27 protein-coding genes are annotated in these 21,538 nt (G+C 70.1%); 20 read left to right on the forward strand and 7 right to left on the reverse strand.

The annotated features are described in order from the left end of the window. Positions 1–278: 278 nt before the first annotated feature. The 5 genes from ABZ865_RS14745 to ABZ865_RS14765 are packed head-to-tail and all read left to right on the forward strand — an operon-like array spanning position 279 to position 6,163. Positions 279–3,302 (forward strand): nitrate- and nitrite sensing domain-containing protein, encoded by a 3,024-nt coding sequence (locus tag ABZ865_RS14745; protein ID WP_361229724.1) that lies wholly within the window; start codon positions 279–281, stop codon positions 3,300–3,302. Then, complete coding sequence (locus ABZ865_RS14750; RefSeq protein WP_361229217.1) at positions 3,299–3,820, forward strand: roadblock/LC7 domain-containing protein; 522 nt, start codon at positions 3,299–3,301, stop codon at positions 3,818–3,820. The genes ABZ865_RS14745 and ABZ865_RS14750 overlap by 4 nt, the downstream gene beginning before the upstream one ends. Continuing rightward, positions 3,817–4,242: a DUF742 domain-containing protein gene (locus ABZ865_RS14755; RefSeq protein WP_361229220.1), complete on the forward strand. Its 426-nt coding sequence runs from the start codon at positions 3,817–3,819 to the stop codon at positions 4,240–4,242. The genes ABZ865_RS14750 and ABZ865_RS14755 overlap by 4 nt, the downstream gene beginning before the upstream one ends. After that, positions 4,223–4,879, forward strand: coding sequence for an ATP/GTP-binding protein (locus ABZ865_RS14760; RefSeq protein ID WP_361229223.1), 657 nt, complete (start codon positions 4,223–4,225; stop codon positions 4,877–4,879). The genes ABZ865_RS14755 and ABZ865_RS14760 overlap by 20 nt, the downstream gene beginning before the upstream one ends. Positions 4,880–4,909: 30 nt before the next feature. Then, positions 4,910–6,163 (forward strand): styrene monooxygenase/indole monooxygenase family protein, encoded by a 1,254-nt coding sequence (locus tag ABZ865_RS14765; RefSeq protein WP_361229227.1) that lies wholly within the window; start codon positions 4,910–4,912, stop codon positions 6,161–6,163. A 339-nt stretch (positions 6,164–6,502) separates the two neighbouring features. Here the strand turns inward: ABZ865_RS14765 and ABZ865_RS14770 are convergent, their stop codons facing one another. The 3 genes from ABZ865_RS14770 to ABZ865_RS14780 form a co-directional block, all read right to left on the reverse strand. Further along, the gene (locus ABZ865_RS14770) at positions 6,503–6,949 is read right to left on the reverse strand and encodes a hypothetical protein (protein WP_361229230.1); all 447 of its coding nucleotides are present in this window, start codon (positions 6,947–6,949) and stop codon (positions 6,503–6,505) included. Positions 6,950–7,219: 270 nt separating this feature from the next. Then, on the reverse strand, positions 7,220–7,387 hold the full coding sequence (locus ABZ865_RS14775; RefSeq protein ID WP_361229233.1) for a hypothetical protein: 168 nt from the start codon (positions 7,385–7,387) through the stop codon (positions 7,220–7,222). 369 nt (positions 7,388–7,756) lie between these two features. Beyond that, on the reverse strand, positions 7,757–8,233 hold the full coding sequence (locus ABZ865_RS14780; RefSeq protein WP_361229236.1) for a hypothetical protein: 477 nt from the start codon (positions 8,231–8,233) through the stop codon (positions 7,757–7,759). A 511-nt stretch (positions 8,234–8,744) separates the two neighbouring features. Between ABZ865_RS14780 and ABZ865_RS14785 the strand changes: the two genes are divergently transcribed. The 13 genes from ABZ865_RS14785 to ABZ865_RS14845 all read left to right on the forward strand — a co-directional run bounded on the left by ABZ865_RS14785 (position 8,745) and on the right by ABZ865_RS14845 (position 16,392). Continuing rightward, entirely contained in the window at positions 8,745–9,479 is a 735-nt protein-coding gene (locus ABZ865_RS14785; RefSeq protein WP_361229239.1) for a GntR family transcriptional regulator, read from the forward strand. 175 nt (positions 9,480–9,654) lie between these two features. Then, the gene (locus tag ABZ865_RS14790; RefSeq protein WP_361229242.1) at positions 9,655–9,984 is read left to right on the forward strand and encodes a hypothetical protein; all 330 of its coding nucleotides are present in this window, start codon (positions 9,655–9,657) and stop codon (positions 9,982–9,984) included. 2 nt (positions 9,985–9,986) lie between these two features. Further along, a complete protein-coding gene (locus tag ABZ865_RS14795) occupies positions 9,987–11,327 on the forward strand; it encodes an FtsK/SpoIIIE domain-containing protein (protein WP_361229245.1) in 1,341 nt (446 codons plus the stop codon). A gap of 77 nt (positions 11,328–11,404) precedes the next feature. Then, on the forward strand, positions 11,405–11,623 hold the full coding sequence (locus ABZ865_RS14800) for a hypothetical protein (RefSeq protein ID WP_361229248.1): 219 nt from the start codon (positions 11,405–11,407) through the stop codon (positions 11,621–11,623). A gap of 5 nt (positions 11,624–11,628) precedes the next feature. Then, positions 11,629–11,796, forward strand: a complete 168-nt coding sequence (locus ABZ865_RS14805; RefSeq protein WP_361229251.1) for a hypothetical protein — start codon at positions 11,629–11,631, stop codon at positions 11,794–11,796. Positions 11,797–11,874: 78 nt separating this feature from the next. Next, complete coding sequence (locus ABZ865_RS14810) at positions 11,875–12,537, forward strand: DUF2637 domain-containing protein (protein ID WP_361229254.1); 663 nt, start codon at positions 11,875–11,877, stop codon at positions 12,535–12,537. A gap of 19 nt (positions 12,538–12,556) precedes the next feature. After that, a complete protein-coding gene (locus tag ABZ865_RS14815; RefSeq protein ID WP_361229257.1) occupies positions 12,557–12,745 on the forward strand; it encodes a mobile element transfer protein in 189 nt (62 codons plus the stop codon). Positions 12,746–12,762: 17 nt separating this feature from the next. After that, a complete protein-coding gene (locus ABZ865_RS14820) occupies positions 12,763–12,921 on the forward strand; it encodes a hypothetical protein (protein ID WP_361229260.1) in 159 nt (52 codons plus the stop codon). A gap of 18 nt (positions 12,922–12,939) precedes the next feature. Beyond that, positions 12,940–13,251 (forward strand): SpdD protein, encoded by a 312-nt coding sequence (locus ABZ865_RS14825; RefSeq protein WP_361229263.1) that lies wholly within the window; start codon positions 12,940–12,942, stop codon positions 13,249–13,251. Positions 13,252–13,342: 91 nt separating this feature from the next. Further along, the gene (locus ABZ865_RS14830; RefSeq protein WP_361229727.1) at positions 13,343–13,525 is read left to right on the forward strand and encodes a hypothetical protein; all 183 of its coding nucleotides are present in this window, start codon (positions 13,343–13,345) and stop codon (positions 13,523–13,525) included. A 7-nt stretch (positions 13,526–13,532) separates the two neighbouring features. Next, on the forward strand, positions 13,533–14,954 hold the full coding sequence (gene repSA / locus ABZ865_RS14835; protein WP_361229266.1) for a replication initiator protein RepSA: 1,422 nt from the start codon (positions 13,533–13,535) through the stop codon (positions 14,952–14,954). A 2-nt stretch (positions 14,955–14,956) separates the two neighbouring features. After that, positions 14,957–15,154 carry a helix-turn-helix domain-containing protein gene (locus ABZ865_RS14840; protein WP_361229269.1) on the forward strand — a complete coding sequence of 66 codons (198 nt, stop codon included), beginning with the start codon at positions 14,957–14,959 and terminating at the stop codon, positions 15,152–15,154. Next, positions 15,154–16,392 (forward strand): tyrosine-type recombinase/integrase, encoded by a 1,239-nt coding sequence (locus ABZ865_RS14845; RefSeq protein ID WP_361229272.1) that lies wholly within the window; start codon positions 15,154–15,156, stop codon positions 16,390–16,392. The genes ABZ865_RS14840 and ABZ865_RS14845 overlap by 1 nt, the downstream gene beginning before the upstream one ends. A 122-nt stretch (positions 16,393–16,514) precedes the next feature. Here ABZ865_RS14845 and ABZ865_RS14850 read toward each other — a convergent pair whose 3' ends face one another. The 3 genes from ABZ865_RS14850 to ABZ865_RS14860 form a co-directional block, all read right to left on the reverse strand. Continuing rightward, complete coding sequence (locus ABZ865_RS14850; protein WP_361229275.1) at positions 16,515–17,561, reverse strand: C40 family peptidase; 1,047 nt, start codon at positions 17,559–17,561, stop codon at positions 16,515–16,517. Positions 17,562–17,672: 111 nt separating this feature from the next. Then, positions 17,673–18,002 carry a hypothetical protein gene (locus ABZ865_RS14855; RefSeq protein ID WP_361229278.1) on the reverse strand — a complete coding sequence of 110 codons (330 nt, stop codon included), beginning with the start codon at positions 18,000–18,002 and terminating at the stop codon, positions 17,673–17,675. Positions 18,003–18,012: 10 nt separating this feature from the next. After that, positions 18,013–18,663, reverse strand: a complete 651-nt coding sequence (locus ABZ865_RS14860) for a TetR/AcrR family transcriptional regulator (protein ID WP_361229281.1) — start codon at positions 18,661–18,663, stop codon at positions 18,013–18,015. A gap of 155 nt (positions 18,664–18,818) precedes the next feature. Here ABZ865_RS14860 and ABZ865_RS14865 point away from each other — a divergent pair, with 155 nt between their 5' ends. Further along, positions 18,819–19,298, forward strand: coding sequence for a hypothetical protein (locus ABZ865_RS14865; protein WP_361229284.1), 480 nt, complete (start codon positions 18,819–18,821; stop codon positions 19,296–19,298). Between the two features lie 54 nt (positions 19,299–19,352). Here the strand turns inward: ABZ865_RS14865 and ABZ865_RS14870 are convergent, their stop codons facing one another. Further along, entirely contained in the window at positions 19,353–20,291 is a 939-nt protein-coding gene (locus tag ABZ865_RS14870) for a diiron oxygenase (RefSeq protein ID WP_361229287.1), read from the reverse strand. 122 nt (positions 20,292–20,413) lie between these two features. On the opposite strand from ABZ865_RS14870, the gene ABZ865_RS14875 reads away from it, so the two are divergent. Continuing rightward, positions 20,414–21,523 carry a ferritin-like domain-containing protein gene (locus ABZ865_RS14875; RefSeq protein WP_361229290.1) on the forward strand — a complete coding sequence of 370 codons (1,110 nt, stop codon included), beginning with the start codon at positions 20,414–20,416 and terminating at the stop codon, positions 21,521–21,523. Positions 21,524–21,538: the final 15 nt, after the last annotated feature.

A 21,538-nucleotide genomic window follows, 5' to 3' on the forward strand; every position in this document is an offset into this window, starting at 1 on the left:
GGAAAGGCGTGGCGGCGAATACTGCCAAAGCCTGCCGCGCGCGTCCAACCGGCCCGCCGCGGAGGGCCGCCGCACACGCCGGAGGAACTTGCCCGTCAACTCTCCTCCGATGTTCACTCCTTCGGGTGGCGGGTCAGGTGATGCGCGACCACCGCCCACCGGCGCTGGGAGGGTCGGGAACCGTACGAACCGGGTGTACGCACCACTTGGCATCGAGACCACGGGGCGCCATCCGGGCCCCTGGGTAGACGAGTTCAGGATTGCGAGCACCGGTGCAGATGAAGCGGCCTCGGCGCACAGGCAGGCAGACGACCCCCGAGGGGGCCGACGAGCAGACCCCCGTGGGCACCGGCCGCCCCACCCATGTGCGCACCCGGCTGATCGTGGCCGTGGCCGTGGTGGCCGCCGCCATCGCCGGAGCCGGCGCCCCCGCGCTGCTCACCGCCTCCGCGGACGTCAGCGACTCCCAGGACCTGGTGACGCTGGCCGCCCGCACCCAGGACGCGCTGACGCTCGCCCACTCCCTCGCCGACGAACGTGACGAGGTCACTTCCTACGTCGCCGCCGGCCGCCCCAAGGACAAGGCCCCGTCCGAGCAGCGCAGCGCCCGCGTCGACCGTCAGGTCGAGGAACTGCGCGCCGACACCGACACCCCGGCCGCGCTGCGCGCCGGCCTCGACGACATCGCGGCCGTCCGCCGGGCCGCCCTCACCGGCAAGACGGACGCCCTGGGGACCCACCAGGCGTACTCGGCCACCATCACCGCCCTGCACCGGCTCGCCGAGCAGCTGGCCGAGCAGATGCCCCCGCGGGCCGGCTCCGGCGCCCATGCGCTCGCCGAACTGGACTCCGCCGTCCAGCAGTCCGCCGCCGCCCGCGGCCTGCTGCTGGCCGCGCTCAACATCCCCTCCACCCAGCAGACCGTGATCAACCCGGTCACCGGCCTGCCCACCACGACCCGCACCACCACCGACGCGGACCGCAAACAGCGCGACGCGCTCACCGCCGCCGCCCAGCAGGCCCGGCTGCGCGCCGACGCCGCCCTCGCCGGCTTCCGCGCCACCGCGCCCCAGGCCGCCGTCGACTCCTACGACTCCACGGTCACCGGACCCGAGGTCAACTCCGCCGACCAGTACGTCGCCGCGCTCACCGACCAGCCCACCCTCGCCGACAACGAGCTGACCACCAGCACCAAGAAGCTGGACGCGGCCCTGTCCGCCCGCGTCGACCTGATGCGCGGCACCGAGTCGGCCCTCTACGACCACCGCACCAAGGACCTCGCGACGCTCCGGGACGACGACGTCACCGCCCTGGAGATCCGCGTCGCCGTCCTCGGCGCCCTGATGCTGGTCGCCGTCGGCATCGCCACCGCCATGGCCCGCACCCTCACCCGACCGCTGTCCGTCCTGCGCCGCGGCTCGGCCCGGCTGGCCGAGGCCGAGGACCCGGCCGCCCAGGAACCGGTCACCTTCACCGGCCGCAACGACGAGTTCGCCCAGGTCGTCCGCTCCGTCAACGCCCTGCACGCGCACGCCGTCACCCTGCACGAGCGGGTCGGCACCCTGGAGACCGACCGCAAGCACCTGGTCGGCCAGCGGCAGAAGATGGCCGACGCCCGCGAGGAGCTGCGCGCCGAACTCGCCGAGTCCGCCGCCCAGCTGGAGCGGCTGCGCGCCAGCATCGGCGGTACGTTCGTCAACCTCGCCCTGCGCACGCTGGGTCTGGTCGAACGCCAGCTCGCGGTCATCGAGGGCCTGGAAGAGCGCGAACAGGATCCCGAGCGCCTGGCCACCCTCTTCAAGCTCGACCACTTCGCCACGGTCATGCGCCGCCACAGCGAGAACCTCCTGGTCCTCGCCGGCACCGAGCACGTCCAGCAGCACCACGGCCCGATCCCCCTGGTCGACGTGGTCCGCGCGGCGGTCAGCGAGATCGAGCGCTACGAACGCGTCCGCATCGCGGCGCTGCCCCCGCACGCCCACATCGCGGGCTTCGCGGCCGACGACCTCTCCCACCTGCTCGCCGAACTCATGGAGAACGCCACCTCGTTCTGCCCGCCGGACCTGCCCGTCGAGGTGTCCGGCTGGCTCCTGGAGAGCGGCGAGGTGATGCTCTCGGTCCAGGACGAGGGCATCGGCATGGCCTCCGACCGCCTCGACCGCCTCAACTCCCGCCTCGCCGACTTCGACCCGGACTCGCCCTACGACCAGGAGGGCGAGGACGGCCTGGGCCTCGGCCTCTACGTCGTCGCCCGCCTCGCCCACCGCCACCGCGTCCGCGTCCAGCTGCGCGAGCAGAAGCAGGGCGGGGTGGCCGCGGTCGTCGTCCTGCCCCAGTCCCTCCTCGCCGAGGCCCCCTCCGCCCCGCTCCCGCCCCCCGTCACCCGCTCCGACACCACCCAGACCTTCGCCCTCCCCGGCGCCGCCGCCGAAGCCAACTCCAACCTCCTCCCCACCCGCCCCAAGGCCCAGGACCCCCTGGTGGCCCTGGCGGAACGCGCGGTACGCGACACAGAGACGACCCCGGCTCCCGAAGCTCTGGCGGCGCACACCAGCGCGGCCGACCCGGACCCCGATCGGGAGCTGCCCCTCCCCACGGACACCCACGCCCGCGCGGACGCACCCGAACCGGCCCCAGCGGACTCCCCCACCCGCCCCAAGGCCCCGGCGGAAACCTTCCCCGAACAAACAATGGAACTCCTCCTCCCGGAAGCCACCCAGGCCTCCCCGGAGTCCCACACCCCCGACCCCGCCTCCGCGTCAGACACCCCCGACCCCGCCTCCGCGTCCGCCACCGCCGAGCGCGCCTCCGCCTCCGACGCACGCGAGCGCTTCTCCGCGTCCGACACCCCCGAGCGCGCCACGGCGTTCGACTTCCCCGAGCGTGTCTCGGCGTTTGAAGCGCGCGAGCGCGCCGCGGCGTCCCACGCACCCGCGGCCGCCGACGGCGGGGCACCCCCACAGGGGCCACCCGCACTCGACAACGAGACCCGCACGGGTGGTGCGGGTGGGAACAACGGCGCCGAAGGCGAAGCCGAGGCGACGTCCGCCGAAGCGCCGCAGGCAGACGCGCCGCAGGCCGACCCGCTGACCAGCAAAGGCCTCCCCAAGCGCACCCCCAAGATCACCGCCCCCGCCCACGCCCCGCGCCAGCGGACCGGCTCGGTCGACGCCGAAGCCCTCCGCAGGAGACTGGGCGGCTTCCGCCAGGGCGCCCAGGCCGGCTACCGCGACGTAGCCGCAGAGATCGCCGCACACACCGAACACACCACGGGGGGCACAGCCGAGGAGGCAAGCAGTTGACCACGCCCAGTACCTCTCGTACCTCCAGTACCTACGGACTGAGCAGTGAAGCCCGCAACCTGCACTGGCTGCTGACCAACCTGGTCGAGGAAGTACCCGGCATCCAGTCCGTCGCGGTCGTCTCCTCCGACGGCCTGCTCCTGCTGTCCTCGGACCCCGCCCGCACGGAGGAGTCCCGCACCAACCGCCACCGCCCGGCGAAGGGCCCCCGCGGCTCCTCCGCCGACCTCGCCACCATCGTCTCCGGCATCGGCAGCCTCACCCTCGGCGCCGCCAAGCTGCTGGACCACGGCGCCGTCAAGCACACCATGGTCGCGATGGACGAGGGCAGCCTGTTCGTGATGTCGATCAGCGACGGCTCCCTGCTCGGCGTGCACGGCTCCGCCGAGTGCGACATGAGCGTGGTGGCGTACCACATGGCCCTCTTCGTCGGCCGCGCCGGCCACGTCCTGACCCCCGAACTCCGCAGCGAGCTGCGCAAATCCCTGGAAGCCGAGTCGATGGGGAGCCCCCGATGAGCGGCACGGCCAAGAGCAACCGGCTCCCGGTGCGCGGCGGCGATCGCAAGGCCGCCCGCGTCCGCCCCTACTCGCTCACCGGCGGCCGTACCCGTTTCGGCCACGTCCTCCTCGTGGAGACGTTCGTGGCCGCCACGGCGGCCCTCGAAGCCCCCGAGGAGCGCAAGGAACTGACGAACGGCTCCCTCACCACCCGGGTCATGCCCGAGATGAGGGCCATCGTCGAACTCTGCCGCCGCATGCGCACGGTGGCCGAGATCGCCGCGCTGCTGAAGATGCCGCTCGGCGTGGTCCGCGTCCTGCTGAGCGACCTCGCGGACCAGGGAAAGATCCGTGTGTACGGCACCGGAACCGGTCACGGCACCGGCCGCCCGGACCGCGCTCTGCTGGAAAGGGTGCTGAGTGGACTCCGCCGTCTCTGACGCCACCGCCTCCCTCGGAGGCGTCCCCCTCGTCGCCGGGTTCGCCGAGCCCGACGAGGACCTGAAAGCCTGGCAGACGGACCGCGACAGGGCTCCCGTCGCCACGAAGATCGTGGTGGCGGGCGGCTTCGGCGTCGGCAAGACCACGCTGGTCACGGCCGTCTCGGAGATCACGCCGCTGCAGACCGAGGCGCTGATGACCCAGGCGAGCGAGGGCACCGACGACCTCTCGGACACGCCCGACAAGCTGACCACCACGGTGGCCATGGACTTCGGCCGGCTCACCCTCGACGACGACCTCGTCCTCTATCTGTTCGGCACCCCGGGCCAGCAGCGGTTCTGGTTCATGTGGGACGACCTGGTGCGCGGCGCGATCGGCGCCGTCGTCCTCGCCGACACCCGCCGGCTGAAGGACTGCTTCCCGGCGCTCGACTACTTCGAGAGCTGCGGACTGCCGTACGTCGTCGCGGTCAACCACTTCGACGGCAGCGACCTGTTCGAGCCGGAGGACGTCCGGGAGGCGCTGACCATACCCGCGCACATCCCGGTCATGATCATGGACGCCCGGCGCCGGATCTCGGTGATCGAGACCCTCCTGGCCCTGGTGGGCCACGCGCTGGACGAAACCCCCGAGTAGTCACCTAGGAACCTGGGAGCCACCACCCGCATGCGGAAGATACTCGTCGTCGGAGCCGGCCAGTCCGGCCTCCAGCTCGCCCTCGGCCTGCAGTCGCACGGCTACGAGGTCACCCTGATGTCGAACCGGACCGCGGACGAGATCCGCTCCGGCCGGGTCATGTCGACGCAGTGCATGTTCGACACGGCACTGGGGCACGAGCGCGATCTCCAGCTGAACTTCTGGGAGTCCCAGGCCCCGAAGATCGAAGGACTCGGCGTCTCGGTCGCGGCCCCCGGCTCGCACGACCCGGGCCCCACCCAGCGGGCGATCGACTGGGTGGGCAGGCTGGACGGATACGCGCAGTCGGTCGACCAGCGGGTCAAGATGGCCGGCTGGATGGAGACCTTCGCCCAGCGCGGCGGCCAGCTGGTCATCCACGGCGCGGCCGTCGGCGACCTCGACTACTTCTCCCGCGCCTACGACCTCGTCCTCGTCGCCGCCGGCAAGGGCGAGCTGGTGTCGATGTTCGCCCGCGACCCGGAGCGCTCCCCGTACACCGAGCCGCAGCGCGCCCTCGCGGTGGCGTACGTGCACGGACTGGGCCCGCGCCCGGAGCACCCGGAGTTCGACGCGGTCCGCTGCAACCTCGTCCCCGGCGTCGGCGAGCTGTTCGTCATGCCGACGCTGACCACCTCCGGACGCGCCGACATCCTGTTCTGGGAGGGCATACCCGGCGGCCCGCTCGACGTCTTCAACGGCGTCAAGGACCCGGCGGAGCACCTCTCCCTGACCCTGGAACTCATGGAGAAGTTCACTCCCTGGGAGTACGCGCGGGCCACCAAGGTCGAGCTGACGGACGCCGGCGGCACGCTGGCCGGCCGCTACGCCCCGACCGTCCGCAACCCCATCGGCCGGCTGCCCTCCGGCGGCCTGGTCCTCGGCGTGGCCGACGTGGTCGTCGCCAACGACCCGATCACCGGGCAGGGCTCCAACTCCGCTTCCAAGTGCGCGGCCGCCTACCTCGCCTCGATTCTCGAGCGGGAGGACAAGCCGTTCGACGAGGAGTGGATGCGGGGCACGTTCGAGCGGTACTGGGGCACGGCGTCGCACGTCACCAAGTGGACGAACGCGATGCTGGCGCCGCCGCCGGAGCACGTGCTGAACCTCATCGGCGCGGCGGGACAGCTGCAGCCGGTGGCGGACCGTTTCGCCAACGCCTTCGACGACCCGGCCGACTTCGAGAACTTCTTCTACGACCCGGAGAAGACTGCCGCCTATCTGGCCTCGGTCGCTGGAGCCTGACGGGTCTCTGACCTGGGTCCGGCTGTCGTCCTCTGTCGTTGTTGGTCGCCGTTGGCCGCCCTCGGACGGCCCACAGACGGCCCCGGCTGTACCGGGGCCGCTGGGGTCCGCCGGCGCTCAGCTCCCTCGATGCGAACTATGGGCACTTCGGTCGCTGAGGGTCGCCGAGGTGGCTGAGCAGGGGTTGGGAGCTGCTGTCGGGCGGCCACGGTCGCCACGGTTGCTGTACTTCACCGCTGTACAGCAACCGGTTTGGAAGGCCACCTGGGGATGGAGCGGCCGACTGCCAGTCGCAGGGACCAACAGCCGGCACGCGCGTTTTTGCGGCGGGCAGAGGGATCAGGCGGTGTCTTCGATTCTGTATCCCGAGCAGGTGTCGAGCATGATGGTCGCGTCGTAGCCGTTGTTGTACTCACCCAGGCAGACTTCGTACTCGATCCAAGCCTGCGGCCACTGGCCCTCCGGGAGGTCCATGTTGATGTCCAGCTTGGTTCCGGCCCCGTAGTGGTTCCAGTCGTCGTGCCTCGCGCCGCCGTCGTCGGACCGGATGTACCTGACCACCACCGAGTGGCCGTCACTGTTGTTGTCCCAGACCAGCAGGTGGTCACCGTCCTTGACGAACGACGCGGACCCGTGGCAGTAGTAGGGGTTGACGGTACACACGTCGCCGGTGTGGGGGGCGGAGCTCGTGACGGTGTAGGTGGCGGCGGAGGCCGGGGTAGCCACCGCAAGTACAGCCAGCAGACCCGCTGTAGCAGCGCCGAATGCCTTGGAACGCTTCTTCATCCTAGTGATCCTTGTCTCGCACGGTTTCCAGCTGTGACCGAGGCACCCACTGGGCCGACGTCAAAGCGGGCTGGGCTGCGACGGGATACTAGGGGGATGAGATGATCTTCGGCTAGTGGTCCGGGACGGCTCTTTTCAACCTACGCCGCACAGAAGGTGGAGTCTGACCCAGCCAAACGCCGTTGCCCGGGTCCTGGAGCACCCGTTTGGAAGATCGCGTATGCGCGCTCAGCAGCGGACTCAGCTGGTCGGGCATGAACTCACAGGGGATCACTTGCCAGTCACTGGCGGGTCGCGATCGCCGTTCTTGTCCCACCTCATACCTTTTATCCGGTCTCGGACGCCGAGGAAGTTCGCGACCGCTTCCAACACGAAGAAAGCTGCCGACACAACGGCTCTCAGCACGCGTGTCACAGCCGAAACCGTCAGGTCTTCCATGGGGTCTCCTGGCTATTGGTGCGATCAGGGTATGCGCCGCTCTGTAGGTCGGCGGCGTCTGAATGTCCGTTCAAGCCTGCGTCGATCTTGAAAACCGTCGTGGCAGCGATGTCACCGTGGGTTTAAATCCCACCGCCTCCGCTCTGAGAGCAGCGGAAACGGCCCCCGACCTGGTTAATTCGTCGGGGGCCTTTCTCGTGTCCGGCTACCGTGACTGACCGGTGTTCCCCGTGGCTCCCCGCTGAAGCGGGCACGCAAGGGGCACGACCGCCTCCTCGATGCGAACTACGGGCATGAAGGTCGCTGAGGTCTCCTGGCCTGGTCAGGAAGGCTGCGACGACCATCGACGCCGACCGGACAACCCTCACGTCAGAGCCTGAGACCGTGGTTCAACGATTCGCGCATGACTACGCGGAGCTGGCGGAATGCGTCGTCGTACGGGGCATGAATCGCCTGCCAGTCTGCTGAGTCGTCAGCCACGACGACGTTGGTTGTGGCTATGGCTACCCGTATAGCCCTCAGCCGGTCGTAGGCTTTGCGGGCAGCGTCGTACACCGTTGGTGGTGCCACCAGGAACAGCTCGTACCGGGCTGCTATCACGTGGTGTGAGCGAAAGGCTTCGACCACTTCGCCGTTCGCGACAGGGGTCGAACGACTCAGCGCGAGTGTCTGTAGCGCTGTCTCGGTCTCGGTGAGTGCTGTGAGGTACCGGACGCACGCCGTGCGTTGCAGCTCTGCATGATGGTGTCCCCGCTCTTGCTTGGCACGAAAAGCTTCAACGGCCAGTGTTGAGCCCACACCAAGCACGCCGCCGCTCAACGTGCTGATCAAGGTCAGCCATTCCACTCCGCCAACAGTATGAGCGGAACACAGTGAGTAACAGGCGCATACCTGGCGCATCGATGGTTCAGGTAACTCCGGTGAGGTCGGCGTAGCGACTTTGGCCGGGAGCTGCTTTGGCGCGAGTGATCATGGCCCCGTAAGCTTCCGGCGCGTCGGGCAGTCTGTGGACCTGCCCGGTAAAGCACGACGTTGGGGCCATGATCTTCGAGGCTCGCGCCAAAGTGGCTGGCTAAAGTCGCGGAGCCGACCGCCCCAGCCACGACGTGTTTTGACCTCATGCACTGTGTGCCTGCCTCTTGGGCGGGAGCGGGCGGGCGGCGGTGCCGAGCGGGGCGGAGACATGAGCGCGGGCGCCGCCGGCCGCCCGCGCCCGCCCGGAGGAGCGAAGCGACGACGGGTGCTTGATGAGGTAGGGAAACCTGTAACAACACGGCTGCATCGCTCGACCTTGAGTTCGCGGGTGTCGTGACTACCCACTACGGTAGAACCACCCTAGGGAACTGGAGGCTGATCGATGCCCGACGCGCGGCAGATCGCCGACGACCTACGGGCACGGATCGACGATGGTGAGTTTGGGCCTGGTGCCCGGCTGCCTGGGGAACCCGCGCTCGTCAGGGAGTACGGCGTAGCGAAGATGACAGCAAGTGGTGCGCTGAAGCTGCTGGTGGCAGAGGGCGTAGCCGTCTCGCGCCCTGGCTCAGGCACGTACGTGCGGGAGTTCAAGCCGATCCTGCGAGACGCGACCAAGCGCCTCTCCCGCGATCAGTGGGCGGCAGGAAAGTCGATCTGGTCTGCGGACGTCGGTGAGCGACCGATGACTGTGACCGATCTTGAGGTGTACGAGACCGACGCGCCGCGCTGGGTGGCTCGCATTCTTGATCTCGATGAAGGCGCACGTGTCATCGTCCGCAGTCGGCGGTTCCTGGTCGAGGGCGAACCGGTCCAGAATGCGGTCTCGTACCTTCCAGCCGACCTGGTTCGCGACTCGCGCATCGCCGAACCGGACTCGGGACCGGGTGGAACGTACAAGCGCTTGGCGGAACTCGGTGCCGAGCCGGTTCGCTTCAGCGAGGATCTGCGTGCCCGCATGCCCAGCTCCGAGGAGTCGGTAGGCCTGTCGGTCCTCCCCGGCACGCCGGTGATCGAGATCTGCCGCACGGCGTACACCTCGGACGGCAGGGCGGTTGAGGTCAACCAGATGTTGCTCGACGCCGGCGCCTACGCGCTGCGCTACTCGTTCGGAAGTTGACGCGTCGTCAGAAAATAAGCATTGAACGCAAAGGCCCACTTCGGTGGGCCTTTTTGCTGTCCCCAGGGGCGCCTTCGACGACTAGCCGCTTGACCTCCCTAGGGAGGTCGCGATTCAATCTCCCTAGGGAGGTTGGCTTGCCTCCCGCTGTCGGCCTCTTCGAGGAGTGCTTTCCATGCCGTCCTTCAAGATTGACCTTTCGACCGCTGTGGTGTTCGTGGCGACCGCGCCGACGCCGAAGCTGGCCAACGCGAAGACCGGGGAGCGGGCCATGGACCGGGAGACGGGCGCCGGCCTGTCGACGGTGGGCCTGCTGGTCTCGGACGAGGGTGAGGGGAACCTGTACCAGGTGACCATCCCGGAGACGGGTTTCCAGGAGGGGTTGGTGCCGGGCACGCCGGTGCGGGTCGTCGGGCTGAAGGCGCGTGACTGGGAGAACGAGTTCAACGGCCAGAAGCGGCACGGGATCTCGTTCCGCGCGGTCGCGATCACCCCGGCGGTCTGACCATGTCGGACCTGACGATGTGGCTGGAGGCCACGGCCGGCTTAGCGGGCGCCGGTGGTGTCGGCTACGCGAAGGTACGGGCGCCGCGTGCGTACTGGGCGCTGGTCGGACTGCCGGTGACGGTGGCCCGGTTCGGGTTCTCCTACCGGTCCACGATGGACGTGTGCGGGCTGACGGTTCAGCCGTCGGGCCTGCGGGCGTTCGTGACCCGCAACGTCGCCCGCCGTGAGGTGCAGCCGGTCCCGCCGAAGATCCGCCGGGTGCGGGGCACCTCGACCGGGCTGCGGGTGACCCTGCGGCTCCCCGCCGGCCTGGAGCCCGCCGACGTCGTCGCCGCCTCCGAACGGCTGCGGCACGCCTGGGGCGTCCACTCGGTGACCGTGACGGAGACCAAGCCGGGGTTCATCGAACTGCGCATGACGGGGTACGACGTGCTGCGTCGAGTCCGGATGCCCCGCACGGCTCGGCCCCGCGACATGGTCGTGCCGGTGGCCCTGCGTGAAGACGGCAAGGCCTTCGAGCGGGACTACCGCAAGGCGCCGATGGCGCTCACCCTGGGCGCGAACGGGTCGGGCAAGTCCATGTATCAGCGCAACCTGATCAAGGGCTTGGCCCAACTTCCGATCGCCCTGGTCGGTGTCGACTGCAAGCGGGGGGTGGAGCAGTCCGCCTACGCGCCGCGCCTGTCGGCCCTGGCCATCACCCCGGATGATGCCGCCTCGCTGTTCGGGGTGCTGGTCGCGGAGATGGAGGACCGTTTCGACCTGCTGAGCAAGCATGGTGCCTCGGACCTGTGGGAACTGCCGGAAGACCTCCGCCCGGTGCCTGTGATCGTCCTGGTGGATGAGGTGGCGGAGCTGTTCCTGATCTCCTCCCGCAAGGATGAGGAGCGGCGCGAGCGGATCGTGACCGCGTTGATCCGGCTGGCGCAGATGGCCCGTGCGGTCGGGATCCATCTGGAGATCTGCGGGCAGCGCTTCGGTTCCGACCTGGGCAAGGGCGCCACCATGCTCCGGGCACAGCTCACGGGCCGTGTCGTGCACCGGGTCAACGACAAGCAGACCGCCGAGATGGGCCTGGCGGACGTGGCCCCGGACGCGGTGCCGGCCGCGAGTCTGATCCCGATGGAGCGCCCCGGAACCGCTGTCGCGGCGGACACCTCGGGTGGCTGGTCCAAGATCCGCACCCCCTCTGTCACCCGTGCCGAAGTGGCCGCCGTCTGTCGGGACTTCGCCCACCTGGTCCCGGATCTCCCGTTCCTCGAACCCTTCCGCCCCGACGTGCCCGCCGAGGCGCCGGCGGACGGCCCGTCGCTGGTCAAGCCGCGACCGGTCACCGAGTAACACCCCCGTTCCACGGTCGGCGCGACCGCCTCGTGTCAGGTCCCTACCCGAGCCATGCCGAAAACAGGAGGCCAGCAATGCCCGGCAAGCCCTGGTACGAGTTCACCCCGCTGGAGCGGGACGACGCCAACCGGCTCGGTGTCCTGCTCGAAACTCTGTTCGACTACCTGCACTTCCACCCCGAGCGGGACGCCTTCGTCACCACCCTGAGTAACGCCTTCGACGCCGAGTTCAGCCACCGCGCGGCCGGCGTCTATCCGCCCGCCGGCCACGACTACCCGCGTCTGGAGTCGTGATCGCCATGACGTCGCGCAAGTTGACCGAACCCCAGGCCAAGCAGTGCCCGACCTGCAAGGGAACCGGTGAGGTCTCCCGCACCGTCCGCGTCGGCCGCAGGCGCCGCACCGTCGGACGACAGACCGGCCTCTGTCTGGCCTGTCTCGGTTCCGGCGAAGCCCCCACCGACTGAATCCCCGCCGGGGCGGGACGGCTGGACACCGCTCCCCGTCCGTCCCTGGCACGACTTCCCTGAAGGGAGGTGCCCCGCATGTCCCGCTCGATCCGCGTTGATGCCGTACTTGTACAGGCCGTCATCGCTGGTGCGCTGTCCTTCGCCCACCTGCACGACCTCGCGGCGGCGGCCGGTCAGTCCGGCTGGAAGGCCTGGGCCTACCCGGTCTCGGTTGACCTGCTGTTGGTCGCCGCCTGGCGCCGGCTGCGGACGGCCCGCCGCGACCGCTCCGCCTGGACCTGGTTTGTCATCGCCCTGTTCGCCTCGCTCGGCGCGAACATCGCCACCGCCGGGCTCCTGGATCTGGCCCACGTGCCCGCCTGGCTGTGCATCCTCGTGGCCGGCTGGCCCGCTCTGGCCTTCTTGGGCGGAACCCTCCTGGTCCATTCGTCCACCGACCCGGCCGCTCCCGCGCAGCCTGTGGATGAGGTGGCTGCGCCGGAAGTCGAGATGCACCGCGCCGACGAACCCGCGCCCGCCCCTGCTCCTGAACTGGCCCCCGCACCGGAATCGGCCCCGGCGAAGCCCGCGGCCCCGGCCCCGGTCGTCCCGGCCGCGCTGCTGGACCACGCCCGCAAGCTCGCGGAGGCCCACCGGGTTTCCACGGGGTCGCCGATGCCCGCCGATGCTCTCTCGGCCCGTCTCGGCCTGCCCGACGACATGACCCGTGCGATCACCGACCAACTCCAACTCGCCTGAATGGAAGGGAGGTTCACCCGTGACCGCCTACCGCCGCTTCCGCAACGTGATCCGCATAGGCCCCGTGCAGGTCGGCACCTCGTACGACGGCCGTGGCCGCGAGACGCACACCGCCGCCTGCACCGCCCCCGGCTGCGGCTTCGACGCCGACTACTCCACTCGTGCCGGCGCCGAACTCGCCGCCCGCACCCACCGCTGCAAGGCCTGAAAGGCAGGACACCCGTCATGGACGTTCCGCTCTGGCTCGCCGTCGCCGTCGTCGCCTATCTCGGCGTCAAGCTCGCCCGCCCGCCGTGGTGGCTCGTGGCCCTGCTCCTCCTCGGCGGCTACCTCGTCGCCCACAGCATCCTCGCCCCCGTCGTCGGCTCCCTCGTCCACAACTGACCCGAAGGGACACCCATCGTGTTTACCCCGAAGTACCCGCCCCAGGACACCGCCCCGGCCGTCATCCAGCCCCAGGCCACTGCCTCGGCCCCTGCCGTCCAGGCCTCGGCCCCAGTCGTCGTCCCCGCAGCTCCGGTCTCCAACCGGCCCACCGTCCAGCTCACCCCCGGCAGCGCGCTCGCCCTCGCCGCTGGCGGCGGTGCCGTGGTCCTCGTCGTCGGCGCGGTCCTGGTCTCGCTGCTGCTTGCGGTCGCCATCACCGGCGTCTCCGTCGCCGTGGTCGCGGTCGTCCTGCGCCTGCTCATCAAGGACATGCACAACCACCGCTGAACGGCCCCGGGGCGGCTCTCTCGCCAAAGATCCGCCGCCCCGGCGCCTGCACCCCTTCCAGACCCATCGGACCCGAAAGGGAAGCCTCATGATGCCCCAGCACGCCCAGATCACGCGCGTCTGCCGCGACTGCGACGGCTTCGCCACCGCCGCCATCACCACCGGCACCCGCCACGCCGACGGCACCCGCGCCACCCTCCGCGTCACCTGCCCGACCTGCAAGGGCACCGGCCACACCGCCCCCGCCGCTGCGCTCGCCAAGACCGGGCGGTGACGGGCGCGTGATCGACACCGCCACCATGGCGGGCCTGGACCCGGCCACCCTCGCGGACGTGCTGAGGCTGGCCGGGTCCACCGGCTTCGACCGCATCCAGGACCAGATCCGCCGCACCGGCGGCTGCTCCGACCCCATCCACCTGATGGGCTCGACCGTCACTCGCGACGCGAACACGGGGCAGGTGCTGCACGCGTACTCGACCGACACCGAACCCGGCGGCCGGCTCCGCCTCGCCTGCGGTAACCGCCGTGCCTCCCGCTGCCCGGCCTGCGCCTGGACCTACGCGGGCGACACCTACCATCTGATCCGCGCCGGACTGGTCGGCGACCCTGACAAGGGCACCCCGCACACCATCCGCGATCACCCCCGCGTCTTCGCCACCCTCACCGCCCCGTCGTTCGGCCCGGTCCACAATCGGCCCGGCAACCGGCCCTGCCGCTGCGGCACCCACCACCCGGAGGACGCACCCGAACTCGGCACCCCACTGGACCCCGACGGCTACGACTACGCGGGTGCGGTGTTGTGGAACAACCACGCCTCCGAGCTGTGGCGTTACTTCACGATCTACCTGCGCCGCGAGATTGCCCGCCGTGCCGGCCTCACGCAGAAAGCCGCCCGCGAACAGTCCCGCGTCTCCTTCGGCAAGGTCGCCGAGTACCAAAAGCGCGGCGCGGTCCACTTCCATGCCGTGATCCGCTTCGACGGCCCCGACGGACCCGACGATCCCCCGCCGGCCTGGGCCACCCTCGACCTGCTCACCGACGCCATCCATGCTGCCGCCGCCCGCGTCGCGGTCGACGTGCCCCCGGCTCGGTACCAGCCGGATCCCGACCAACCGGCCCGCGTCGAGCCGGGCCGCACCCTCACATGGGGGACCCAGCTCGACGTCCGCCCGATCCGCGCCTTCGGCGACGGTTCCGAGATCACCGAACAGGCCGTGGCCTCCTACGTCGCCAAGTACGCCACCAAGGCCGCCGAGACCACCGGCACCGTCGACCGCCGCATCGGCAGCAAAGAAGCCCTCGACCTCCTCGGTGTCCCGGACCACCCCGCCCGGCTCATCGCGGCCTGCCTCGACCTGCACCCGCTCTACCCGGATCGCAAGCTCCGCGACTGGGCCCACATGCTCGGCTTTCGCGGCCACTTCTCCACCAAGTCCCGCCGCTACTCCACCACCCTCGGCGCCCTGCGCCAGACCCGCGCCGACTACCGCGCCGCCCAACAACGCGCCGCCCTCGGCCTTCCCGACCCCGACGACGAGACGGAGGCCACCACTCTGACCCTCGCCCACTGGACCTACGCCGGCCACGGTCACACCCCCGGCGAATCCTGGCTCGCCGCCAACATCCGCCGCGACATCCAGCACAACCGCGAAACCGCCCGCGAGGAACTACCCGCCCTGCTCGCCGACGAAAGGAACTGCTGACCATGGCCTCAGAGCTGCCGAACCGGTTCCTGACCCCTGAGGACCTGGTCGAGATGTTCGAACTCCCCAGCGTGGAGACGGTCTACCAGTGGCGCCGCAAGCACACTGGTCCCCGCGGCTTCCGAGCCGGTCGGCACCTGCGCTTCGACCCCAGTGATGTGCGGGCTTGGGTGGACTCTCAGCTTGGGGAGGCTGCCTGATGGCTGGCCATATCCAAGATCGCTGGTACAAGACCGAGACAGGGCCGGACGGCAAGCCGGTCAAGGTCAAGACCGACCGCTATGGCACCGGCATGCGCTACCGGGCCCGGTACGTCGGTCCCGACGGTACCGAGAAGTCCAAGAGCTTCCCCGATCGAAAGAAGCGGGAGGCTGAGCGGTGGCTGGACCGCATCGAGGCGGACATGTCGACCGGGCACTACGTTGACCCGGGTGCGGCCAAGGTGACGTTCCAGGAGTACACGGAGAAGTGGCTCACGACCCTCGGTGCCGACCCGAACACGATGGAGTCCATGAACTCCCAGCTCCGGCTCCACGCCTTCCCGTACATCGGGACCCGCCCGCTCGGATCGTTCAAACCGGAGCACATCCGAGAGTGGGTGGCGGCCCTTGAAGCCAGCGTGCCCGGGTCATACGGCCGGATCATCTATGCGAACGTACGAGCGGCCCTGAGCGCCGCCGTTGACGACGGATACCTGAGCCGCAACCCGGTCTCCGCCCGATCAGTCAAGCCGCCGGCGCTTGACCCCAAGCGCGTGGTGCCCTGGTCGGTAGAGCGGGTGTTCGCTGTACGGGCAGCGATGGCGGAACGGTACCGGGCCATGGTCGACCTAGGGGCGGGCTGCGGCATGCGCCAGGGGGAGATCCTGGGTGTCGCTGTGGACGCGATCGACTTCGACTCCGACACGCTGCACGTGGTTCAGCAGCTCAAGCTCAGCCGGAGCAAGCCCGTGTTCGCCTTGCCCAAGGGCGGCAAGACCAGGGATGTACCGCTTCCCGGCCCCGTGGCCGACGCGCTCAGGGCCCACATGAAGCAGTTCCCGCCGGTTGAGATCACGCTGCCCTGGAAGACGCCTGACGGGCCGAAGGTGACCCGGCGGCTCATCTTCATGGCGCCTGGGGGCAACCACGTGTGGCGTACTTCCCTGAACGAGGAGGCGTGGAAGCCCGCGCTCGTCGCGGCCGGCGTCATCCCGCAGCCAGAGACCAAGGCGGCCGGTTATGGGGCGGCCCGTCAACACGGCATGCATGCGCTGAGGCACTTCTATGCGTCCGCGCTCCTGGACGGCGGGGAGAGCATCAAGGCAGTCAGCGAGTACCTCGGGCACAGCAACGCCGCCCTGACGCTACGGATCTACGCTCACCTCATGCCGAGTAGCCAGGAGCGGACTCGTACGGCGATCGCGACGGTCTACGCCACGGCCCAACGTCCCGTCTGACGGCCCAGAGGCGGCCCACGGCCCCGCGCAGGGTGGCCAGTTCGGTAGAAACCGCTGGTGGAAGCCTTGTGGGGTCGTGGGTTTGCTTCTCCGACCCGGAGAAGACGGCCGCCTACCTGGCCTCAGTCGCCTGACCGGGAGTCGTCCGGCCGTACGGCACCGAGTACCGGGTGGGACGCCAGGGGAGAGACCTCGACCTTCTCACCCGGCCTCGGTGCCTCTACGACCTTTCCGTCTCCCACGTACATCGCGACATGGGTCGCCTCCGGGAAGTAGACGACCAGGTCGCCCGGCCGCACGTCGTTCAGCGGGACCTTCTTCAGCCGGGCCCACTGTTCCTGGCTGGTGCGGGGGATGGGGGTGCCCGCGTGTCCCCAGGCCTGGGAGGTCAGGCCGGAGCAGTCGTAGGCGGCGGGGCCGGCGGCGCCCCACTGGTAGGGCTTGCCGAGCTGGGCCATGGCGTAGCGGACCGCCCGGTTGCCCTCCGGGGAGGCGGGGCGGTCGGGGCCGAGGGCGCCCGAGGCGGTGAGCCTCCGCTGGGCGGAGGCCACCCCGGTCTGCTCCAGCTGGGCCACGGCGCTCAGCTGCTGCGGGGTGAGGGAGGCGAGGAGGCGTTCGACGTCGGCCAGCCTGCCCTTCACGTCGTCCCGTGCCTTCCGCTGCTTCCCGGCGAGGGCCAGCTCGGTGTCCAGGGCCTTGCGCGCCGCCCTGGCCAGCGTGTCCTTCCGCTGCTCGGCGCTGGTGAGACGGTCCACCGTCCCGGCGCGCGCGCGGGCCACCCGGCCGATGACATGGCCCTCGTCCAGTGCCTGCTGCGGGTTGCGGGCGAGGAGCAGGCGGAGGTACGGGGAGAAGTCGGAGTTGCTCTGGTACTGCTGCCGGGCCAGCCGTCCGGCGTCGTCCCGGCTGTCCTGCAACGCGAGCCGGGCACGGGCCAGTTCACCGTCCAGCCGGTTCACCTCGGCCCGCTTCCGCGCGAGCTTCTCCGCGGTGGCGTCATAGGTCTCGGTGGCCTGCTCGGTCTGCCGGTACAGGTTCTGCAGGTCCCTCAGCAGCTGGGAGACCGGTTGCTGCGGGGGCGGCGCGGCCACTGCGGGTACGGGCGTCGCGAGGACGGCCTGGGCCGCCGCCGTGACCGCACCGGCCAGACGCAGAAGCACTCCTGACACGACATCACCTCCGATGCGGGGCAGGCGGACCCTCCGCCCGCTACCGCACGGTGATAATCAGCCGTGTCGGGTGATATGTCCGCCAGGTGTACGCGGTTCGGCGCAACGATCTCACCCGGTCGCGTCATCCGGCTTGCCGGACGGCGCGTCGTCCGGGCCGGTCCCGGGCCGGGTGGCCGGCTTGGACCACGGCCAGCGGAGCCGGTCGCCCGGCCGCTCGCCCTCGGGGTCGTACTGGTACTTCCATCCCTTCACCAGCCCCAGCCGCTTGCTGTGCCCGCGCGGCACGCGGCGGTAGACGAGCACGGTGGGCGGGCCGCCGGCGGCGTCCGGTACGGGGATGCGGTACGTCTTCGGGGGGTGGCCGGTCGGACCGACCAGCACCGGCAGCACCCGCCCGTCCATGGGGCCGCCCTCGAAGGGGGTGTTCTCGCTCTTCACGGATTCAGTCTCAGCCTGCCTCGGCCAGCGTGCCGACGAGGCCGGCCGTCTGCGGGTCGCGGGCGGCGGTCACCGTGAGGAGCGCCAGGAACTGCTCGACCAGCCAGTCGCGCAGTTCGCCCGCCGGCGGCTGCTTGCCCTCGTCGAGCCAGATCAGGGAGGCCGCCTCCACCGCCGTGATCCACATCCGGACGGTCATGCGCAGCCGCGGACCCGGCTCGGCGATGCCGAGGTGGCTGTAGATGTGCTCGGCGGCGGCCCGGCGCACCCCGTCCACGATGGCCGTGGTCCGCGAGGTCTCCACCACGCTGCCGCCCTGGAGCAGCGCGCTGAACCCGGTGTCGTGCTCGTCCACGAAGGCCAGATACCGGTCCAGCGCCCGGGACAGCCGGGGCAGCGGGGGCCCCACGCGGGGCTCGTCGAAGCACTGCTGGAGCGCCTCGGCGGCCGACCCGAGCGCGGCCTCGTACAGCTGCTGCTTGCCGCCGGGGAAGTAGCGGTACACCAGTGGCCGCGACACCCCGGCCGCCTCCGCCACGTCGTCCAGCGACACGTCCTCCGGGGCGCGGTGCGCGAAGAGCGACAGGGCGGTGGTGAGCAGCTGACTTCGCCGCTCCTCGACGCTCAGTCGACGGTAGGCGGGAGTGGGGGCCGGGGTCATGACCGGCAGCCTAATCGCCGTCGGGCCGCGGAGGCGCGGCTGCCCCGCGGGGCCGGGCCGAAGGCGCACCGGATGCGCCTGTTCCGCCGTGACCGGCGGCCCGCCTGAGTACGCGTACTCAGGCCCCGGCCGCCACGAACGGCAACGATGCTGTCATGAACGCTACTTCCGCGCAGCACCACGACGAGCGTGGCGCGCCTGCCGGTGGGGGACTGGCCGCGCGGGTCCTGGGCGCCGCCGGACTCGGTGCCGCTCTCTCATACGTGTCGCTCGGGCTGGTGGACGCGGGGCACCGCCACGACGCCCGCACCTGCGCCGACGCGCCGGACTTCTGCATGACGCCGTGGCCGGCCGTCTCGATCGCCGCCGCGTTCGCCATCGCGCTCGTCGTACTCGTCGTGGGGTACCGGCTGCTGGACATCCGCCCCCGGTTGGCCGTGATCCCGCCGACGCTCCTGCTGGCACCGTTCCCGCTGTCCGCCACGGAGTCGGCGGCCGGTTTCTGGCCGGCCACCGTCGCCGGAGCGGTGTGGGCCGCCGCGCCGGCCCTGGCGGTATGGCGCCCCTACCGGATCCTGGGCCTGTCCGCCGCGACCGCGCTGCTCCTGGCCTCCCTCATTGTGATCTACCGGTAGCGAACGGGGCTCGGTCTTCTACCGGGCGAGGCTCAGGTCTACTGGGCGGGGGGCTCAGGCCAGCAGTCCCGACGACCTCCACAGCCGTCGGCCGACGCCCCGCAGCACGCCGATCTCGTCAAGGAAGTCAGTCAGCCGCTTGGCGCCCGTCTGCATGACCTCGCGCCGGTGCGCGCTGGCCTTGACCTGGGCCATGGCCTCCCGCTTGTCGAGGCCGACGTTGGTGTACACCTCGGGGTTGATGAAGGCGATGGAGAACACCCGGGCGAACTCGCCGGACGTGACCCGGGTGAACTCCTGCGACCACTTGGGAGCCGTGACCATCTGGCGGCGCAGCTCCTCGCGGGCGTAGCGCACGTGCCGGGCCTCCTCGACCACGTGGATGCGCGTGACCCCGCGGATCAGCGGCTGGACGCGCTCGTCCGGGAAGGTCAGCCGCTGCATCCAGTCCAGCACCTCCTCGCCGAGCAGCGTGGCCGTGAAGGAACCGGGGGTCGTGGAGATGGTCTTGAACAGGCGGCCGAGGTTCTGGTGGACCCGGCTCACCGGGTACCAGGGGGTTCCGCCGCGCGAGATCACGCGGGCGAACATCTTGGAGTGCCGGCACTCGTCCTCGATCTCGGTCAGCGCGTACCGCACATGCGCGCTCGTCGCCGCCTTGTCGTAGATGTGCCGGACGAGCAGCTGTATCAGGATCAGCTCGAACCAGATGCCGAGAGAGGCCAGCGCGGCCGCCTCGTGCTGGGAGAGCAGGATCCGCTGCTCCTCGCTCATCCGCTTCCACATCGGGGTGTCGTACAGCGAGACCAGCTCCGGCGGCCAGAACCACTTGCCCTCCTCGAAGGGCGCGTCCCAGTCCAGCTCCTTGTCCGGGTCGAAGGAGTGTTTGGCGGAAGAGGCGAGCAGCCGCTCGGCCACCTGCTCGCGGTCCTTGAGCAGGCCGAGCGCGTCGCGCAGCCCGTCCAGCGCGTCCGCTTCCGTCAGGGTCGTCATCGCTCTCTCACCTCGTTACCCGGGGTACGTCGTCCGCCTTTTATGAGACTGGCTGTCAGCAAGGGCGTCAATCCCCTGCACGTGACTTGTTGACTCCGCGTCTACGTGTGAGCCTGCGGGGTATGCCGACTTTCGACCTGTACGCCAAGGACCCAGGAGACCCGCTCTGGCAGGTGCCCGCCTCCGGTTCGGCCCGCTTCAGCTGGGAGTACGACGACGGCCGTGACCGCCTGCTCGCCCTGTACCAGAAGGGCAAGGACAAGCAGTGGGACGGGCAGAAGCGCATCGACTGGGAGCTGGAGGTCGATCCGTACGACCCCCTCGGCACCCCGGACGAGGCCATGACCCTGTACGGCACGCCGTACTGGGCGAAGATGACCGACCGGGACAAGGGGGAGCTGCGGCAGCACTTCGCCTCCTGGCAATTCAGCCAGTTCCTGCACGGCGAGCAGGGCGCGATGATCTGCGCCGCCCGGATCGTGGAGTCCGTCCCCGACCTGGACGCCAAGTTCTACTCCGCGACCCAGACGATGGACGAGGCCCGGCACGCCGAGATCTACGCCCGCTTCCTGCACGAGAAGATCGGGATGGTCTACCCGATCAACGACAACCTCCAGTCCCTGCTCGGCGACACCCTGCGCGACAGCCGCTGGGACATGCCGTACCTGGGCATGCAGGTGCTGATCGAGGGCCTCGCGCTGGCCGCGTTCGGCATGATCCGGGACACCACCGACAAGCCGCTGCCCAAGCAGATCCTGGCCTACGTCATGCAGGACGAGGCCCGGCACGTGGCCTTCGGGCGCATGGCGCTGCGCGACTACTACAAGCAGCTCACCGACGCCGAACTGCGCGAGCGCGAGGAGTTCGTCATCGAGGGCTGCTACCTCATGCGCGACCGGCTGCGCGGGGTGGAGGTCCTGGAGAACTTCGGCATCCCCAAGGCCGAGGCGGAACAGCTCAGCGAGCGCTCCGAGTTCCTCCAGCTCTTCCGCAAGCTGCTCTTCAGCCGCATCGTCCCCTGCGTCAAGGACATCGGCCTGTGGGGCAAGCGCCTTCAGCAGGCCTACGCCGACATGGGCGTCTTCGAACTGGGCGACTCCAACCTGGACCTGCTGATGGCCCAGGACGAGGAGATCGCCGAGCAGTTGGACGCGGAACGCTTTGCCCAGGAGGAGCGGGAACGGGTGGCGGAGGTCCGGGAGGCGATCGATTCGGGAGCGGCGGAGGGCTGACCTGGTTCGGGGGCG

This window comes from Streptomyces sp. NPDC047085, from assembly GCF_040643735.1.
Taxonomy (GTDB): domain Bacteria; phylum Actinomycetota; class Actinomycetes; order Streptomycetales; family Streptomycetaceae; genus Streptomyces.

Excerpts from the sequence above, each read along its gene's own strand:
- ABZ865_RS14845 (WP_361229272.1), top strand. The coding sequence starts at position 15,154 with ATGGCTGGCCATATCCAAGATCGCTGGTACAAGACCGAGACAGGGCCG.
- ABZ865_RS14820 (WP_361229260.1), top strand. The coding sequence starts at position 12,763 with ATGGACGTTCCGCTCTGGCTCGCCGTCGCCGTCGTCGCCTATCTCGGC.
- ABZ865_RS14870 (WP_361229287.1), bottom strand. The coding sequence starts at position 20,291 with ATGACGACCCTGACGGAAGCGGACGCGCTGGACGGGCTGCGCGACGCG.
- ABZ865_RS14785 (WP_361229239.1), top strand. The coding sequence starts at position 8,745 with ATGCCCGACGCGCGGCAGATCGCCGACGACCTACGGGCACGGATCGAC.
- ABZ865_RS14800 (WP_361229248.1), top strand. The coding sequence starts at position 11,405 with ATGCCCGGCAAGCCCTGGTACGAGTTCACCCCGCTGGAGCGGGACGAC.
- ABZ865_RS14875 (WP_361229290.1), top strand. The coding sequence starts at position 20,414 with ATGCCGACTTTCGACCTGTACGCCAAGGACCCAGGAGACCCGCTCTGG.
- ABZ865_RS14765 (WP_361229227.1), top strand. The coding sequence starts at position 4,910 with ATGCGGAAGATACTCGTCGTCGGAGCCGGCCAGTCCGGCCTCCAGCTC.
- ABZ865_RS14830 (WP_361229727.1), top strand. The coding sequence starts at position 13,343 with ATGCCCCAGCACGCCCAGATCACGCGCGTCTGCCGCGACTGCGACGGC.
- ABZ865_RS14840 (WP_361229269.1), top strand. The coding sequence starts at position 14,957 with ATGGCCTCAGAGCTGCCGAACCGGTTCCTGACCCCTGAGGACCTGGTC.
- ABZ865_RS14790 (WP_361229242.1), top strand. The coding sequence starts at position 9,655 with ATGCCGTCCTTCAAGATTGACCTTTCGACCGCTGTGGTGTTCGTGGCG.
- ABZ865_RS14795 (WP_361229245.1), top strand. The coding sequence starts at position 9,987 with ATGTCGGACCTGACGATGTGGCTGGAGGCCACGGCCGGCTTAGCGGGC.
- ABZ865_RS14860 (WP_361229281.1), bottom strand. The coding sequence starts at position 18,663 with ATGACCCCGGCCCCCACTCCCGCCTACCGTCGACTGAGCGTCGAGGAG.
- ABZ865_RS14865 (WP_361229284.1), top strand. The coding sequence starts at position 18,819 with ATGAACGCTACTTCCGCGCAGCACCACGACGAGCGTGGCGCGCCTGCC.
- ABZ865_RS14810 (WP_361229254.1), top strand. The coding sequence starts at position 11,875 with ATGTCCCGCTCGATCCGCGTTGATGCCGTACTTGTACAGGCCGTCATC.
- ABZ865_RS14770 (WP_361229230.1), bottom strand. The coding sequence starts at position 6,949 with ATGAAGAAGCGTTCCAAGGCATTCGGCGCTGCTACAGCGGGTCTGCTG.
- ABZ865_RS14755 (WP_361229220.1), top strand. The coding sequence starts at position 3,817 with ATGAGCGGCACGGCCAAGAGCAACCGGCTCCCGGTGCGCGGCGGCGAT.
- ABZ865_RS14775 (WP_361229233.1), bottom strand. The coding sequence starts at position 7,387 with ATGGAAGACCTGACGGTTTCGGCTGTGACACGCGTGCTGAGAGCCGTT.
- ABZ865_RS14805 (WP_361229251.1), top strand. The coding sequence starts at position 11,629 with ATGACGTCGCGCAAGTTGACCGAACCCCAGGCCAAGCAGTGCCCGACC.
- ABZ865_RS14745 (WP_361229724.1), top strand. The coding sequence starts at position 279 with ATGAAGCGGCCTCGGCGCACAGGCAGGCAGACGACCCCCGAGGGGGCC.